At 57.7% G+C, this 16,495-nt stretch carries 14 protein-coding genes; 9 read left to right on the top strand and 5 right to left on the bottom strand.

Going from position 1 to position 16,495, the window contains the following annotated elements:
* Nucleotides 1-52 precede the first annotated feature (52 nt).
* Nucleotides 53-1,075, top strand: coding sequence for an aldose epimerase family protein (locus ASF69_RS20720; RefSeq protein ID WP_062590234.1), 1,023 nt, complete (start codon nucleotides 53-55; stop codon nucleotides 1,073-1,075).
* 29 nt (nucleotides 1,076-1,104) lie between these two features.
* Here the strand turns inward: ASF69_RS20720 and mtgA are convergent, their stop codons facing one another.
* On the bottom strand, nucleotides 1,105-1,851 hold the full coding sequence (gene mtgA / locus ASF69_RS20715) for a monofunctional biosynthetic peptidoglycan transglycosylase (RefSeq protein WP_062590232.1): 747 nt from the start codon (nucleotides 1,849-1,851) through the stop codon (nucleotides 1,105-1,107).
* Nucleotides 1,852-2,020: 169 nt separating this feature from the next.
* On the opposite strand from mtgA, the gene ASF69_RS20710 reads away from it, so the two are divergent.
* The 4 genes from ASF69_RS20710 to ispG all read left to right on the top strand — a co-directional run bounded on the left by ASF69_RS20710 (nucleotide 2,021) and on the right by ispG (nucleotide 6,478).
* Complete coding sequence (locus ASF69_RS20710; protein ID WP_062590231.1) at nucleotides 2,021-2,917, top strand: polyprenyl synthetase family protein; 897 nt, start codon at nucleotides 2,021-2,023, stop codon at nucleotides 2,915-2,917.
* Nucleotides 2,918-3,064: 147 nt separating this feature from the next.
* Nucleotides 3,065-3,859: a DeoR/GlpR family DNA-binding transcription regulator gene (locus ASF69_RS20705; protein WP_244475541.1), complete on the top strand. Its 795-nt coding sequence runs from the start codon at nucleotides 3,065-3,067 to the stop codon at nucleotides 3,857-3,859.
* A 22-nt stretch (nucleotides 3,860-3,881) separates the two neighbouring features.
* Nucleotides 3,882-5,066: an MFS transporter gene (locus ASF69_RS20700; protein ID WP_062590229.1), complete on the top strand. Its 1,185-nt coding sequence runs from the start codon at nucleotides 3,882-3,884 to the stop codon at nucleotides 5,064-5,066.
* 161 nt (nucleotides 5,067-5,227) lie between these two features.
* Nucleotides 5,228-6,478, top strand: a complete 1,251-nt coding sequence (gene ispG / locus ASF69_RS20695; protein ID WP_062590227.1) for a flavodoxin-dependent (E)-4-hydroxy-3-methylbut-2-enyl-diphosphate synthase — start codon at nucleotides 5,228-5,230, stop codon at nucleotides 6,476-6,478.
* Nucleotides 6,479-6,527: 49 nt separating this feature from the next.
* On the opposite strand, the gene ASF69_RS20690 is transcribed toward ispG, so the two are convergent.
* Nucleotides 6,528-7,142, bottom strand: a complete 615-nt coding sequence (locus ASF69_RS20690) for a TetR/AcrR family transcriptional regulator (RefSeq protein WP_062590226.1) — start codon at nucleotides 7,140-7,142, stop codon at nucleotides 6,528-6,530.
* 69 nt (nucleotides 7,143-7,211) lie between these two features.
* Between ASF69_RS20690 and ASF69_RS20685 the strand changes: the two genes are divergently transcribed.
* From ASF69_RS20685 to ASF69_RS20675, 3 genes are all read left to right on the top strand, one after another.
* Entirely contained in the window at nucleotides 7,212-7,703 is a 492-nt protein-coding gene (locus ASF69_RS20685) for a cupin domain-containing protein (RefSeq protein ID WP_062590224.1), read from the top strand.
* Nucleotides 7,704-7,716: 13 nt separating this feature from the next.
* Entirely contained in the window at nucleotides 7,717-8,139 is a 423-nt protein-coding gene (locus ASF69_RS20680; RefSeq protein ID WP_062590223.1) for a DoxX family protein, read from the top strand.
* 102 nt (nucleotides 8,140-8,241) lie between these two features.
* Nucleotides 8,242-8,907, top strand: coding sequence for an OmpA family protein (locus ASF69_RS20675; protein ID WP_062590221.1), 666 nt, complete (start codon nucleotides 8,242-8,244; stop codon nucleotides 8,905-8,907).
* A gap of 87 nt (nucleotides 8,908-8,994) precedes the next feature.
* Here ASF69_RS20675 and pyc read toward each other — a convergent pair whose 3' ends face one another.
* Entirely contained in the window at nucleotides 8,995-12,456 is a 3,462-nt protein-coding gene (gene pyc / locus ASF69_RS20670) for a pyruvate carboxylase (protein WP_062590440.1), read from the bottom strand.
* A gap of 119 nt (nucleotides 12,457-12,575) precedes the next feature.
* Entirely contained in the window at nucleotides 12,576-13,313 is a 738-nt protein-coding gene (locus ASF69_RS20665; protein ID WP_082469815.1) for a LuxR family transcriptional regulator, read from the bottom strand.
* Nucleotides 13,314-13,665: 352 nt separating this feature from the next.
* On the opposite strand from ASF69_RS20665, the gene ASF69_RS20660 reads away from it, so the two are divergent.
* Entirely contained in the window at nucleotides 13,666-15,441 is a 1,776-nt protein-coding gene (locus ASF69_RS20660; protein ID WP_062590217.1) for a glucan ABC transporter ATP-binding protein/ permease, read from the top strand.
* Between the two features lie 79 nt (nucleotides 15,442-15,520).
* Here the strand turns inward: ASF69_RS20660 and ASF69_RS20655 are convergent, their stop codons facing one another.
* Nucleotides 15,521-16,222: a DUF1013 domain-containing protein gene (locus tag ASF69_RS20655; protein ID WP_062590216.1), complete on the bottom strand. Its 702-nt coding sequence runs from the start codon at nucleotides 16,220-16,222 to the stop codon at nucleotides 15,521-15,523.
* Nucleotides 16,223-16,495 lie beyond the last annotated feature (273 nt).

Raw genomic sequence — 16,495 nt, 5'->3', positions numbered from 1 at the left:
CGGAAAATAACGCAACGTCCGGCCCGAAACGATCGATTGGGAGAGTATCGCTATGCTGGAAGCCGGGACACGTGAAAACTTCGGATTTACGCCGACGGGAGAAAAGGTCGAGCGCGTGGGCATTGCTGCTGGCGGATTGAGTGCCAATGTCATGACATGGGGCGCCGTCATCCAGGATCTGCGGCTTGAAGGCCATCAGCCGCCACTTCTTCTCGGCTTCGAAAATTTCGATGACTATCCGAAATATTCCTCCTATTTCGGCGCCACGCCCGGCAGAAACGCCAATCGCATCGGTGGCGGCAAGTTTTCCATCGATGGCAAGGCCTATCAGCTGGAGCTGAACGAAAAAGGCGTTACCCACCTTCACGGCGGCAGCGACAATATCGGCAAGCGCAACTGGATGATCATGGAACATGGCCCCAGTCATGTCGTGCTGCAGATCATCGATCCCGATGGCCGCGCCGGCTATCCGGGTAATTGTGCTGTAACGGCCACCTACACAATTCGCGAGGGAGGCGTTTTGTCGGTCGTTTACGAAACGACGACCGATCAGCCGACGCTCGCCAATGTTTGCCAGCATTCCTATTTCAATCTGGACGGCGCGGAATCGGCGCTCGGCCATGAAATCGAAATCGCCGCCGATCATTACCTTCCAACGGACGAGCGACAGATTCCGACCGGTGAAATCCGCGCCGTTGACGGTACTGTCTTCGACCTGCGAAGCTCGACACCGATGCGCCGCGAGATCGATGGTGCACAGGTCGGTTACGACCACAATTTCTGCCTTTCAGCCCAGCGCGTCGCAAAGCGCAAGGTGGCACGGCTTTATGCACCTGCGTCAAATGTGACGATGGATGTGCTGACAACCGAACCGGGTGTGCAATTCTACTCTGCCTTCAAGCTCAACGTCGCCGTTCCCGGCCTTGAGGGCCGCCACTATGGGCCATCGGCAGGCTTTTGCCTGGAAACCCAGATCTGGCCGGATTCGGTCAATCACGAAGGCTTCCCGGATGCGGTCCTGCGCCCCGGCGAAACGCTTCGGCAGGAAACGGACTACGTCTTTACCAAGCGCTAGACTAGGGCGTTGCCTTGACACATAGAAGCTTAGTCGAGCACACAGCTGACATAAGCGCCGGAACCACGGGCTCGTCTTTCGATGAGCCCGGCCAACCGCTGCATTCCCCGTCCCGGCTTGCTGGCAACGCGGTCAATCGGGTTGGGAAGCGCAACCGCTAGCAATGCGGCCTGTCGGGAGCTGAGCTTGGATGCGGGTATCTTGAAGTGATATTGCGCCGCCGCCTCGATACCATAGATACCCGGGCCCCATTCGGCGACGTTGAGATAGATTTCCATCATCCGCTTCTTAGACCAGACGAAGTCGGAAACCACGGCCAACGGCAATTCCAGCCCTTTGCGCAAAAAGGACCGGCCATTCCATAAAAACAGGTTCTTTGCCGTCTGCATTGGAATGGTGCTGGCACCACGGGTGGCTTCGCCTTCCAGCGCGCTGTTGACCACTGTCTGCATCTGGTTCCAGTCCACGCCGCCATGGGCACAGAACTGACCGTCTTCGGACATCATGACCGACTGGACGAGGCGGGGCGATATGTTCTCAAGCGGCACCCAGCGGCGATCATAACCCTGAAATGTAACGAGATCCGCCAGCATCAATGTGGAAACGGGACGCATGAAAGGCAGTGCATAGACCGGGATTAGCAGATAGGGCAACACAAGCAGTGCGATGACGACGAGCAAGGCGCGTCTGATGAGGCTTCGAACATCCACCTTCGGTTTTCTCCCGCTTTCGGCGAGCGTTTCATAATCCGTCTCGCTGTCCGGCGTACTGCTCAAAAAACCTGCCCCCACTTGGCTATGGAATAAAGCCTTTCATATTCCGCATCACGCATCAAGGCTACTTGCGATAACGAAGTTCCACAGCGACCTCACAAAAACGATTGCCAGCCATTTTTCCCCATGCGAAAGAGCCACCGTCACCTGACATGGTAAGGAAACTGGCAAGATGACATTCGAGACGCGGCTGCGCGACAATGCGGCAAGAACCGAAGCCTTGCTGGGCGAACTCCTTTCCGGCGATGCGCGCTCCGACGAGATTACCCGACCGGAAAACCTGCTGGAGGCCATGCGCCACGGCGTCCTGAACGGCGGTAAGCGTCTTCGCCCGTTTCTGGTCATCGAGACGGCAGACCTGCTTGGCGGCGACCCGACAGCGGCATTGCATGTCGGCGCGGCACTCGAATGCCTGCATTGCTATTCGCTGGTGCATGACGATCTTCCCGCGATGGACAATGACGACCTGCGACGCGGTCAGCCCACCGTTCACAAGAAATATGACGAGGCCACGGCCATTCTTGCAGGCGATAGCCTGCTGACACTCGCCTTCGACATCATTGCCTCGAAGACCGACCTAGCCGACGACCGCAAGGCCGCACTGGTGCTGGCGCTGGCAAGAGCGGCCGGCATCGGCGGCATGGCGGGCGGGCAGGCGCTTGATCTCGCCGCCGAAAAAAACCCGCCGGATGAAGCGGGTATCATTACATTGCAGGCTATGAAAACCGGTGCGCTGATCCGCTTCGCCTGCGAGGCGGGCGCCATCATCGCTGGCAGCGATGCCAGCGAGCGTCAAAGACTGCGCAGTTTCGGCGAAAAGATCGGCCTCGCCTTCCAGCTTGCAGATGACCTCCTCGACCTGACGTCTGATGCGGCCACCATGGGCAAGGCCACAGGCAAGGACGCCACCCGCGGCAAGGGAACGCTGGTCGCCCTTCATGGCGAGGCATGGGCGAATGCCCGCCTGCAGCAACTGGTGCAGGATGCGGCTGATTTGCTGGCCCCCTATGGCACCCGCGCCGAGATACTGATCGATACTGCTAGATTCGTTGCAGATCGCAAAAGCTAGGACCTTCCTGTCCAGCGGCTTTGCACTATCCTGATGATGCAGACATGGGTTGGGTCCCGCGCCTGGCAGTGACCCGATATTTTCGCTTGAGAAAATATGAGTGCCGGGTTATGCATGTTTCTGCACGATTACTCCTGATGATGCCGGGTGACCAAAATCGATCATTTTGTCAGCGAAAGACAATCCGCAATTCTAGCCCAACTCCGCCAGAATGGTCGCGTGCTTGCGCAGGAACTCGCCCACGATTTTGGCGTCTCGGAAGATACGATCCGGCGGGATTTGCGCGAAATGGCAGCGCGTGGCGAGTGCCAGCGCGTCTATGGTGGCGCCTTGCTGACGCCCGGCACCACCGTACCATTCAAGACGCGCCTTGCCGAAATGCCGGATCGTAAAGCCACTCTTGGCCAGACAGCAGCCTCGCTGGTGGAAAACGGCATGACGGTTTTTCTTGATGCGGGCTCCACCAATTTGGCCATAGCCAGACATTTGCTGCCCCATAAACTGACCGTGGTCACCAACACGCCGGCAATCGCCGCAGAACTGACCGGGCATGAAGGTATCGAGCTCATCATGATTGGCGGGCGGATCGACCCTGCGGTTGGAGCTTCGTTCGACACCACAGCTATTCGCCAGTTGGAGCAGATCAGACCTGATCTCTGCATCATCGGCGTTTGTGGCTTGGCCATGGAGCGCGGTCTGTGTGCCGATATCTACGAAGACTCCGTCTTCAAGCAATTGGCCTGCAATACGAGCGCAAGGACGATGGCGGCCATTACAACCGAGAAGCTTGGTGCAGGCGCGCCATTTCACGTTCGCACCCTTTCCTCGACGCTCACGCTTGTTCTCGAAGGCGATGCCGATGATGGGATCGTCGAGACCTTGAAAGACAGCGGCGCCATCGTCCACCGGGCGCCTCCCCCATCTCCCACACGAAAAACTTAGCCATGATCGAAGGACCAGTCCGATGAACGGCACTGCCACGCAGACGACCGCCCGCCTGCCCTATATGACCCGCGCGCGCCTCGGCGTCGCACTGCTGTTTCTCATGAACGGCTTCATGATGGGCTCATGGGCACCGATGATCCCGGAATTTGCAAGGCGGCTTTCGCTGAGTGAAAGCGCCCTGGGTCTTGTCATTCTCGTGTTCGGCCTTGGCTCTCTCGCCTGTATGCCGGTCGCAGGCTCCCAGATTGCCCGCTTTGGCTCAAGAACAGTAACGCTGGCCGTGGCCGCCGTCTTCGTGCCAACCCTGCTGCTGATCACGCTTTCGAACACGCTCTGGGCAGGGATCATCACCGTCTTCCTGTTTGGAGGACTGACGGGGGCGATGGACGTGGCGATGAATGCCAACGCCGTTGAAGTCGAGCGCAATATGCGCCGCGCGATCATGTCTTCCTGCCACGCCTTCTGGAGCCTGGGCGGCCTCATTGGCGCGGGCGTCGGCGGTGTGCTCATCAACAAGATCGGCATTTACGGCCACTCGGTCGCGCTGACCATCATCGCAGCGGCCCTTCTCGCCATCGCCTGGCCACGCGTGCTGGCAGATCGTCCACATCCGGAAGCGGAACGTCCGAAAGGTGGACTGCCTCTCACGCCCCTGCCATGGATCATCGGCCTGATGGCGCTGTTCTCGATGATTCCAGAGGGCGCGATACTGGATTGGGGCGCTCTCTATCTGCGCAATGAACTTGGCGCATCGGTCACCCTTTCCGGCTTTGGCTTTGCGGCCTTCTCACTGACAATGGCCATCATGCGGTTTGCCGGCGATCTCGTGCGGGATCGTTTCGGGGCGGTGCGGACTTTGCAATTCTGCAGCGTCATTTCCATCCTCGGCCTTCTGGTCGCAGGTTTTGCACCCAATTCTCTCATTGCGATTATTGGCTTTGCCATTGCCGGTATCGGCATCTCGAACATGGTACCGATTGCCTTTTCCGCTGCTGGCAACATGCCCGGTCTGGCGCCCGGCATCGGACTTTCGGTGGTCACCTCCATGGGCTATTCCGGCATTCTCGTCGCCCCCTCGGCCATTGGCTTCATAGCCGAACATACCGGCCTTGCCAGCGTCTTTATCGGCCTGCCTCTTCTCCATGTCGTGGTTCTCATGCTCTCCAGACTAGCCCGCCACGCCGATGGAGCCAGCGGTCACTGAGACGGAAAGACAGCAAATTTTGGCGTGCATCATGACAGGAAAGGCAGGATTTCGAATTTTGCCATGATTGGGTTAAAGTAGGAGTTGATCGCTTGGATGTTGACAAGCAGCCTGCCTTGTACCACCTGAGACTAGACTTACCGCAATCGCCCGAGAAAAAAATGACGTCACACGCCGACTTCGATCCCACGCCGCGCCGCGCTTCCGTTGCTGTCGATGTCGGCGGCGTTATTGTCGGTGGCGGCGCGCCGGTTGTCGTGCAGTCCATGACCAATACCGATACCGCCGATATCGATGCGACAGTGCAGCAGGTTGCTGCCCTTTTCCGCGCCGGCTCAGAAATCGTGCGTATCACCGTCGACCGAGACGAAAGCGCAGCTGCGGTTCCAAAAATTCGCGACCGTCTTCTGCGGCTGGGCATGGACGTGCCCCTGGTGGGCGACTTCCATTATATCGGCCACAAATTGCTGGCCGATCATCCGGCCTGCGCGGAAGCCTTGGCGAAATACCGCATCAATCCTGGCAATGTGGGCTTCAAGGACAAGAAGGACAAGCAATTCGGCGATATCGTCGAAATGGCCATCCGCTATGACAAGCCGGTCAGAATCGGGGTGAACTGGGGTTCGCTCGATCAGGAATTGCTGACGACCCTGATGGACAAGAACAAGGAGGAGGGGTTCCCCCTTTCCGCCCGTCAGGTGACGCGCGAAGCGATTGTCCAGTCCGCGCTGATTTCGGCTGAAATGGCTGAAGATATCGGCCTGCCGCGCAACCGTATCATTCTGTCTGCCAAGGTCAGCCAGGTCCAGGACCTCATCGCCGTCTATTCGATGCTGGCCGCCCGCTCCGACCATGCGCTTCACCTCGGATTGACCGAGGCAGGCATGGGCTCAAAGGGCATCGTCGCATCTTCCGCCGCCATGGGCTACGTGCTGCAGCATGGCATCGGCGATACAATCCGCGTTTCCTTGACGCCTGAGCCGAATGGCGATCGGACGCGAGAAGTGCAGGTTGCGCAGGAATTGCTTCAGGTTATGGGCTTCCGGCAGTTCGTTCCTGTCGTTGCCGCCTGTCCGGGCTGCGGGCGCACCACATCGACCGTCTTTCAGGAACTGGCGCAGAACATCCAGAACGACCTGCGCAAGAACATGCCGATCTGGCGCGACAAGTATCCGGGCGTCGAGGCTCTCAACGTCGCGGTCATGGGCTGCATCGTCAACGGACCTGGCGAGAGCAAACATGCAGACATCGGCATTTCGCTGCCCGGAACCGGAGAAAATCCGGCAGCACCCGTCTATATCGATGGCGAGAAAGCCATGACATTGCGGGGCCCGGAGATCGCCAAGGACTTCGAGAATCTGGTTGCGGAATACATCGAAAAGCGCTTTGGCCGAAAGACAGCCGCCGAATAAGTCCCCGGGCATAACCGGGGACAATATCTGACGCGGCACATGGTGCCGGTCATGATACCTCACGATCCGGGTCAGCCAGGGCGCTAGCGAGGACGGCCCTCGCCGTAAAGCGGAGCACCTGCTCGGCGTCCTTCGGCTCAAGTTCACAAATGTCACGCATAACGATGACAGACTCGATACCCAGAACGAGAGAAAGCGAATGGACGAGCCGCTGAAACTGGGCTTGGGACAGGCGATCCTCAAGCGGGCTCAGCGTATCCCTCAGCCATGAAATACGGCGCCCTCCCCGGCGGTTTTTGTTCTGGCCATTTACAGAGGTGCCGAGCATGGCCCTGAAAACCGCTTCGTTATCAAGGATCATCCCGAAAACATCTGACACAAGCTTGTCGAGTAACAGGCCAACCGTCGCGTCATCCGCGTCGTTTGCCGGGCGTTCCACCCCTATGCCAGTTGCAACACCGTCGAGCACGGCCTCCCTGATCATGTCGTCCGCTGTGGAAAAATAACGGTACGCTGTAGCCCTTGATATGCCTGCCGCATCTGCCGCATCGGGCACGGACGGGTTGCATCCCCCCTCTATGATCGCACGTGCTGAACGCAACAACTCAGCTCGGGTTCTTCGCTTCTGATTGACCCGCTCGAAACTTCTATCTTGACTGCTCATTCAAACCTCATTATGAGACATATATCTCATTACGAGTTATTGTATCATAAACATCTAGAGGTACAAGAGATGTCCGTAGTTTCCGCAGGCTTATCTCATGCAGCGAATGCTTCACCCCTGACTGTTCATTTCCTTGGTAACATTCTCACTTTCCGCGCGCGCTACAACGACACGAGGAAGAACTTTACGGTGATTGAGGTGCTGACGGCACCAAACGCGGGGCCGCCTCCGCACACCCAGACGGATCAGGAGGCATTCCTTGTTCTCGATGGACTTTACGAGATCACAGTGGACGGCGATGTCAGACACTGTGGCCCCGGCGCCTTCATTCACGTTGCCCCGGGGTCCATGCATAGCTTCCGCAATATTGCCGATACGCCGTCACGCATGTTGCTGATCAATTTCCCCGGCGATCTGCACGAAGCTTTCTTTGAAACCATTGGAGACCCGCTTCCATCTGGCACAACGCAGTTTCCCGAGATGAAGGCACCCGACATTGCAGCAATCGTTCAGACTGCCGCGCAATTCGGTATCCATATCCCTGTTCCTGAAAACGCGTGAAGGAGCCTTCCATATGATAGAGAAGATCCGACTTTCGCCGGTGTTCGCACTGGTTTCCCGCATTCTGCTCACCTTCATTTTCTGGTCGAGCGGGCTTGCAAAACTCTTTGATTTTCAGGCTGCCGTCGCTGAAATGGAGCATTTTGGCGTCCTGCCTGCGGCACCGATGGCGATGGCTGTCATTTTTGTGCAGCTGACTGGCTCGGCCCTGGTTATCTCTGGAAGGCACGTCTGGCTTGGTGCCGGAGCCCTTGCTGCCTTTACCATCATGACGATCCCGATCGCACACGCATTCTGGCAAATGACCGGTGAAAAGGCGTTTATGGAAATGATGTTTGCGTTCGAACACATCACCGTCGTCGGTGGGCTGATGGTTGTCGCGACGGTAGCCACAGCTGTCAAAAGCGTGCCGTCACACCAGCCATCGCTCGGTTGATCAGCTGTTTGAGAGGGCACCCTTGGACCGTGCCCTCCACCTTGTTATTGCCGTATTTCTTGCTAAAGGAACGGCGAGCGAAATGACGGGGATACTGATTCCATGCTGAAGAAAATCGCGATTGTCGCCATCTGCGCGACCTATCTTTCCGCCTGCACCACCACTGACCCATATACGGGTGAGCAGAAGGTGTCCAACATGGCTGGAGGCGCTGGTCTTGGCGCACTCGCGGGCGCTGTTGGCGGCCTTGCCATTGGTGGCGGCAACAAGGGCCGCAATGCCCTGATCGGCGCGGGTATCGGCGCTCTGGCCGGTGGCGCCATCGGCGGTTACATGGACAATCAGGAGGCAGAGCTTCGCCAGCAGCTTCAGGGAACCGGCGTTTCCGTGACACGCCGTGGCGACAGCATCGTTCTCAACATGCCATCCAACGTGACCTTCGCCACGGATCAGGATCAGGTCATCCCGCCATTCTACCCGACGCTGAACTCGGTTGCGATCGTGTTGAACAAGTTCAACAAGACCTATATCGACATCAACGGCCACACGGATTCCACCGGCAGCCTGGCGCACAATCAGGGCCTGTCCGAGCGCCGCGCAGCGTCCGTTGCCAACTATCTCGGTGAACGTGGCGGTGTGGACCAACGCCGCATCTCGACCATGGGCTTTGGCCCATCGCAGCCCGTTGCCTCCAACGCGACTGCCGATGGCCGCGCCCAGAACCGCCGCGTCGAAGTGCTGATCTCGCCGCTCACGCAAAACGGCTAATCGGTAAGCGTCCCGCTTCGATCCGCAAATCGGCAGCCCATGAAAAAGCCCACCTCTCGGTGGGCTTTTGCATTTGCGCAGTCCGGATCAGTCGGCAAAGCTGACCAGCAAATCCTTGGCATCGATCTGATCGCCGGGCTTGACCAGCACTTCGGCCACCTTGCCATCACGCTCTGCATGAAGCGCCGTTTCCATTTTCATCGCTTCGATGGAAACCAGCACATCGCCTGCCTTTACATCCTGCCCCTGATTGACGAAGACTCGGGAGATGACACCCGGCATCGGCGCGCCCACATGGGCGGCATTGCCGGGCTCTGCCTTGCGGCGCACGGCAGAGCCGGAGGCACCATGGGCACGATCCGGCACCTTGATGCGGCGCGGCTGGCCGTTGATCTCGAAGAAGACGGTGACCATGCCCTTGTCATCGGTGCCTGATGATGCCTGGTTGACGACGACAAGCGTCTTGCCGCGCTCAATATCTGCAAACAGTTCCTCGCCATCTTCCATACCGTAGAAGTAAGCATGGGTCGGCAGCACCGAGACCGGACCATAGGTTTCGGAAGCCAGTGCAAAGTCGGTGAATACCTTCGGATACATCAGATAGGATGCAAATTCGAAGTCATCGACGGCGCGCTCAAGCTTGGTTTCGATCTCTTTGCGCTCTGCTTCGAGGTCGGCATCGGCCAGAAGCGAGCCCGGACGCACAGTATAGGGCTTGTCACCCTTCAGCGCTTTTTTCTGTAAGGCCTCAGGCCAACCGCCCGGCGACTGGCCGAGATCACCCTTCAGCATGGAGACAACCGAGTCCGGGAAGGAGACTTCCTTATCCGGGTTTTCCACATCGGCTACCGTCAGATCCTGGGAAACCATCATCAACGCCATGTCGCCCACCACCTTGGACGATGGTGTCACCTTGACGATATCTCCAAACATCTGATTGACGTCTGCATAGGTCTGCGCCACTTCGTGCCAGCGGCTTTCCAGCCCAAGCGAACGGGCCTGTTCCTTGAGATTGGTGAACTGGCCGCCCGGCATTTCATGCAGATAGACTTCCGATGCCGGTCCCTTGAGATCGCTTTCGAAGGCGGCATACTGGCCACGCACCGCTTCCCAGTAGAAGGAAATGCGACGGATCCATTCCGTATCGAGACCCGTATCGCGCTCGGTGCCTTTCAGCGCCTCAACGATGGAGCCAAGGCATGGCTGCGATGTATTGCCCGAAAGCGCATCCATCGCCGCATCCACGGCATCCACACCGGCTTCCACCGCCGCAAGCACGGTTGCGGCCGAGATGCCGGACGTATCATGCGTGTGGAAATGGATCGGCAGGCTGGTCGCTTCACGCAACGCCTTGAACAGAACCCGTGCGGCAGCTGGCTTCAGCAATCCCGCCATATCCTTGACGGCGATGATATGGGCGCCCGCATTCTCGAGCTCGACGGCGAGGTTGGTGTAGTATTTCAGATCGTATTTCGGACGGGCCGAATTCAACAGATCGCCCGTATAGCAGATGGTCGCTTCGCAGAGCTTGTTCTCTTCTGCAATCGCATCCATCGACACCCGCATATTCTCCACCCAGTTCAGGCAGTCGAAAACGCGGAAAAGATCGATCCCGCCCTTCGCCGCCTGACGGACGAAATATTTGACGACATTATCAGGATAGTTCTTGTAGCCGACGCCGTTGGCACCGCGCAGCAGCATTTGCAGCAGCAGGTTCGGCGCGCCCTCGCGCACCAACGCCAGACGCTCCCACGGGTCTTCGGTCAGAAAGCGCATGGACACGTCAAAGGTGGCACCACCCCAGCATTCCAGCGACAACAGCTGCGGCAGGGCCTTGGCGTAAACGCTGGAGATGCGGGCTATGTCATGGGTGCGGACGCGGGTTGCCAGCAGGGACTGGTGGCCGTCGCGCATCGTCGTATCGGTGACCAGCACGCGCTTTTCATTGCGCATCCACTCGGCAAAACCCTTTGGTCCGAGCTTGTCGAGAAGCTGCTTGCTTCCGTCAGGCGTCGGCTGGTCGATATAGGGCACGATTGGTGCGGGCGCATTGGCTGCAGGCTTCACGCGACCCTTCGTTTCCGGATGACCATTGACGGTCACATCGGCAAGATAGGTCAGCAGCTTCGTGGCGCGGTCCTGGCGCTTGACCTGCGCAAACAGTTCCGGCGTCGAATCGATGAAGCGCGTCGTGTAGGTGTTGTCGCGGAAACTCGAATGGCCGATGATGGCCTCGAGGAAGGTCAGGTTCGTTGCAACGCCACGAATACGGAACTCACGCAGCGCGCGGTCCATTCGCGCGATAGCCTCATCCGGCTGCGGCGCCCAGGCCGTGACCTTCACCAGCAGAGGATCGTAGTAGCGGGTGATGATCGCGCCCGAATAGGACGTGCCGCCATCCAGACGAATACCGAAGCCGGATGCCGAGCGATACGCGGTAATGCGGCCATAATCGGGAATGAAGTTATGTTCAGGGTCTTCGGTGGTGATACGGCACTGAAGCGCATGCCCGTTGAGGCGGATGTCCTTCTGCGCTGGCACGCCCGACTGCGGCGTCCCGATCGTTTCACCTTCAAGAATGTGAATCTGCGCCTTGACGATGTCGATGCCGGTCACAACCTCGGTCACCGTGTGCTCGACCTGAATACGCGGATTGACCTCGATGAAGTAGAACTTGCCGGTGTCGGCATCCATCAGGTATTCGACTGTACCCGCACCGACATAATTGGTGGCCCCGGCGATTTTGAGCGAGTAATTCGCCAGTTCCTGCCGACGCTCTTCGGACAGGTAGGGTGCCGGAGCGCGCTCGACCACCTTCTGGTTCCGGCGCTGGATAGAACAATCGCGTTCGAACAGATGCACGACATTGCCGTGGGTGTCGCCGAGAATCTGGCTTTCCACGTGGCGAGCACGTTCCACCAGCTTTTCGAGATAGACCTCGTCCTTGCCGAAGGCAGCCTTTGCCTCGCGCTTGGCTTCGGTCACCTCGCGCGCCAGGTCCTCCTTCTTGCGGATGGCGCGCATGCCACGACCACCGCCGCCCCATGACGCTTTGAGCATGACCGGATAGCCGATCTCTTCGGCCATCCGCTCGACTTCGGCCATATCGTCCGGTAGCGGCTCGGTGGCGGGAACAACGGGCACGCCGACGGAGATGGCGAGGTTTCGCGCAGCAACCTTGTTACCAAGACGGCGCATCGTATCTGCCGTGGGGCCGATGAAGATGATCCCGGCCGCGTTGCACGCCTCTACAAACTCCGGGCTTTCCGACAACAGACCATAGCCGGGATGGATGGCATCGGCGCCCGAAAGCTTGGCAACCCGGATGATCTCCTCGACCGACAGGTAGCTTTCGATCGGCCCCATGTCCTTGGTCAGATGCGGGCCGCGGCCGACCTGATAGCTCTCATCCGCCTTGAAACGATGTAACGAAAGCTTGTCTTCCTCCGCCCAGATGGCAACCGTTTTTATGCCAAGTTCATTGGCAGCACGAAACACGCGGATCGCGATTTCTGAACGATTGGCGACAAGGATTTTCGATATTTTCAAGACGGCCTCCCAAACCAGACAAGCACACATATATGCTGCAGCGCGAAATTAAGCAGTAAACTTCGCGCTTGGAAAGGGCGTTTTTGCCAGTCTGCGTACGACTGGCCGCTTTTGATCGCTCAGGAAATGATGCCGTGACGAAGAGCAAGTGCAACGACATGCTGCCTGTTTCGAGCGTCAAACTTGCGCTGGATGCCGTTTATATACCAATCGACAGTGTGGCTGGATATGGACAGAGTTTTACCGATTTCCGGCGATGTCTTGCCCTGGGCCAGAAGCGTCAGCACATCCAGTTCGCGCCGTGTCAGCTGTGTGACCGTCAGGTCGGGAAATGACAGAAGCTCTTCCGATTGACCGGAGAATTCCAGCACTTTCCAGAAAGCCGCACGCATTGCCATGTCAGCAACAGTCAGTTCCTGCTTCGAAAAATGGCGCCCCTCACCGAGCACGAAAACGCCTCCGAGCAAACCGCTTCGACCATGAATCGGAAAACCAAAGCCATCGCGCAGGCCAAAGCGGGCAGCATCCTGAAACAGCTTGGACGCGCGCTTGCGTTGCGTTGCGTGCGGCAGAAGACCCACAACGTCACGGCAACGAAACGGCTGATGCAACAGGCCGAGTGTACGCTTTACCGGATCTATTTCGTAATATTTCTTGGCGTGATAAAACTCTTTCCAACCATTTGGCAGATATTCCGCAAGGACTGTTCCCGTGAAGGTCAGATCCTCTTCATCGCGTCGAACGATCCGATAGAAATTGAACCCCATTCGACGGGTAACATCATGGAAAGATGAAAGAAATTTTTCCTTCGTTCTCGCCTCTTTGCACAGGGTCAAAAACTGAAACACATCGTGCATGGAGCCGAAAACCTTGGAAGAAACTAGACATTCGTCGACGCGCTCTAAAATGATATTTTCTCCCGACGCCGAGCAACGTTTATGACGCGCCCGTTAGAGGTTATACCTTAAAAGGTAATCGATGATTAAAACCATACCGCGAAATCTTGAATGGCATTCAAGCGCGGCTCCTGCAATCCCGAAATGAATATTTTTTAGAGAAGTTGATCCGTGCAGCCGCTCCGTTAAGCCCGCATTCATGTGGAAAAAGCGATAAAACAAAGACTTGCTTAATCTGCATCGCCATTGAAAGCACTGCAGTTAAAAGGCGCTGGAGATCCGGCGCTGCGGACATGAAGACGGGATTTGGGAATTGACACTGTTTCAGGTTTATACACGCGCCCTGCGTTATCTCGCCAACAACAAGTGGCGTGTCACCATCGTCGTTGTCGCAAACATCATTCTGGCAGCAATCACCATCGCTGAGCCCGTTCTGTTCGGTCGTATCATCGACGCAATATCGTCGGGTTCGGACGCGACAAACATCCTTATTCTCTGGGCCGCCTTCGGTGTGTTCAACACGGTTGCCTATGTCGCCGTAGCGCGAGAGGCCGACCGCCTTGCCCACGGGCGCCGTGCATCCCTGTTGACGGAAGCCTTTGGTCGCATCATCTCGATGCCGCTCTCGTGGCATCACCAGCGCGGTACCTCCAATGCGCTGCATACGCTGCTGCGAGCCAGCGAGACCCTGTTCGGTCTATGGCTGGAGTTCATGCGCACGCATCTGGCCACATTCGTGGCGTTGATCCTGCTTATCCCGACCGCCATCTCGATGGACTTCCGCCTCAGCTGCGTACTCATGGCGCTGGGCACCGTCTACTGGTTCATCGGCAAATGGGTGATGGAGCGCACCAAGGAAGGCCAGGCCTCTGTCGAGGAGCACTATCACTCCGTGTTTGCGCATGTGAGCGACTCGATCAGCAATGTGTCCGTCCTGCATAGCTACAATCGCATCGAAGCAGAGACAAAGGCGCTGAAATCTTTCACCGAAAGGTTGCTGAGCGCGCAATATCCTGTTCTCGACTGGTGGGCGTTTGCCAGCGCGCTCAACCGCACGGCTTCCACACTCTCCATGATGGTGATCCTGATTATTGGTACGATCCTCGTCAAGAACGGCGAGCTGAAGGTCGGTGACGTCATTGCCTTCATCGGTTTTGCCAATCTTCTGATCGGCCGTCTCGACCAGATGCGTGCTTTCGCGACGCAGATTTTCGAGGCACGTGCGAAACTCATCGACTTCTTCAAGCTTGAGGATTCCGTCCAGGAGCGTGAAGAACCAAGTGGCGCCGTTGAACTCGGCCAGGTCTCCGGCAAGGTCGAGTTCCGGAATGTCGACTTCGGTTTCGCCAATACGAAACAGGGTGTTCACGACGTTTCCTTCACTGCAAATGCAGGCGAAACCGTTGCCATCGTTGGTCCCACGGGTGCCGGCAAGACAACGCTCATCAACCTGCTTCAGCGCGTCTACGATCCGAATGGCGGCCAGATTCTGGTCGACGGCACGGATATTTCGACGGTCACCCGGCAGTCGCTGCGCAATTCTATTGCCACCGTCTTCCAGGATGCGGGCCTGTTGAACCGCTCCATCCGCGACAATATCCGGCTGGGGCGTGACAGCGCCACGGACGACGAAATCGCGCAGGCGGCAGCCGCTGCGGCAGCGACGGACTTTATCGACAGCAGACTGAACGGCTACATGACGCAAGTCGGCGAACGCGGCAACCGCCTGTCGGGCGGCGAACGCCAGCGAATCGCCATTGCTCGCGCCGTTCTGAAGAACGCACCTATCCTTGTTCTTGACGAGGCAACCAGCGCGCTCGACGTCGAGACGGAAGCCCGCGTCAAGGACGCTGTCGATGCCCTGCGCAAGGACCGTACGACATTCATCATCGCCCACCGGCTGTCTACGGTGCGTGACGCCGATCTTGTCCTCTTCATGGACAATGGCCGGATTGTCGAGAAGGGCACCTTTGATGAGCTGAGCATGCGCGGCGGTCGCTTCTCGTCGCTGCTGAGGGCAAGTGGTCTGTTGAACGACGATGAAAAGACCGGTGCGCCGGTGCTTTCCCTGCCTGCGAAAACAGCCTGATCACCGTTCTATAAATCCCACGCAAAGAAAAGCCCCGCATAACGGGGCTTTTTTCGTCAGTGCATAAAGAAGGGAAAGATCAGTAATTATCGTCTTCGTCTTCATCCTTGCGGGAAGACTTGAGCGAGCTGAGCTTTGCAAATACGGCGTTGGCGTCGATTTCTTTTTCTTCCTCACGCTCATAGTTGTAGCCGAGGCTTTCGGTAGCAGCAGCAGGCTGCAAGGTCGCGTCCAGTTCTTCCTGCGTTGGAAGCGGACGACCGCGCGATGCGCGCTCTACTTCAAGGTCGAGATCGATCTGGCTGCACAGGCCGAGCGTGACCGGATCCATCGGCGTCAGATTGGCCGAGTTCCAGTGCGTGCGGTCGCGGATCTGTTCGATCGTGGACTTGGTCGTGCCGACGAGTCGGGAAATCTGCGCGTCCTTGAGTTCAGCGTGATTGCGCACCAGCCAGAGAATGGCGTTCGGGCGATCCTGACGCTTGGAAACCGGCGTGTAACGCGGACCGCGACGCTTGGATTCAGGCACGCGAACCTTCGGTTCGGAGAGCTTGATCTTGTGAGCAGGATTGGCTTCCGCACGCGCGATTTCATCACGCGAGAGCTGACCTGTGGCAATGGGGTCGAGGCCCTTGATGCCCTGGGCGGCTTCGCCATCGGCGATTGCCTTGACTTCAAGCGGGTGCAGTTTGCAGAACGTAGCAATCTGATCGAACGACAGCGCGGTGTTGTCCACCAGCCAGACGGCCGTCGCTTTCGGCATAAGCAGTGTTTGAGCCATAGATACAGTCCTTCTGTCCGTCCGCTCCGGGGGCGCGGGCCGTGGATGTTAACCACTGATTTCCGGGATATGAGCGGTCTATAACCGGATTGCATCATAATTGCAATTCTTTGCAAGACAAATGACCATTGTCTAATTGCCGGATGTCGCCGAACTGCTATGAATCTGACACATGACTGGGGGAAAAGGAGTCTCCCGGTAAGGTGAAATAAAGCGGCCTGAGGAGGAAATCATGTCTGCCAAGATCTACCCGGTTTTGAAATCTGCCAAGAT

The sequence above is a fragment of the Rhizobium sp. Leaf311 genome (genome assembly GCF_001423445.1).
Taxonomy (GTDB): Bacteria; Pseudomonadota; Alphaproteobacteria; order Rhizobiales; family Rhizobiaceae; genus Agrobacterium.
This window is presented reverse-complemented; position numbering and strand designations above follow the sequence as displayed.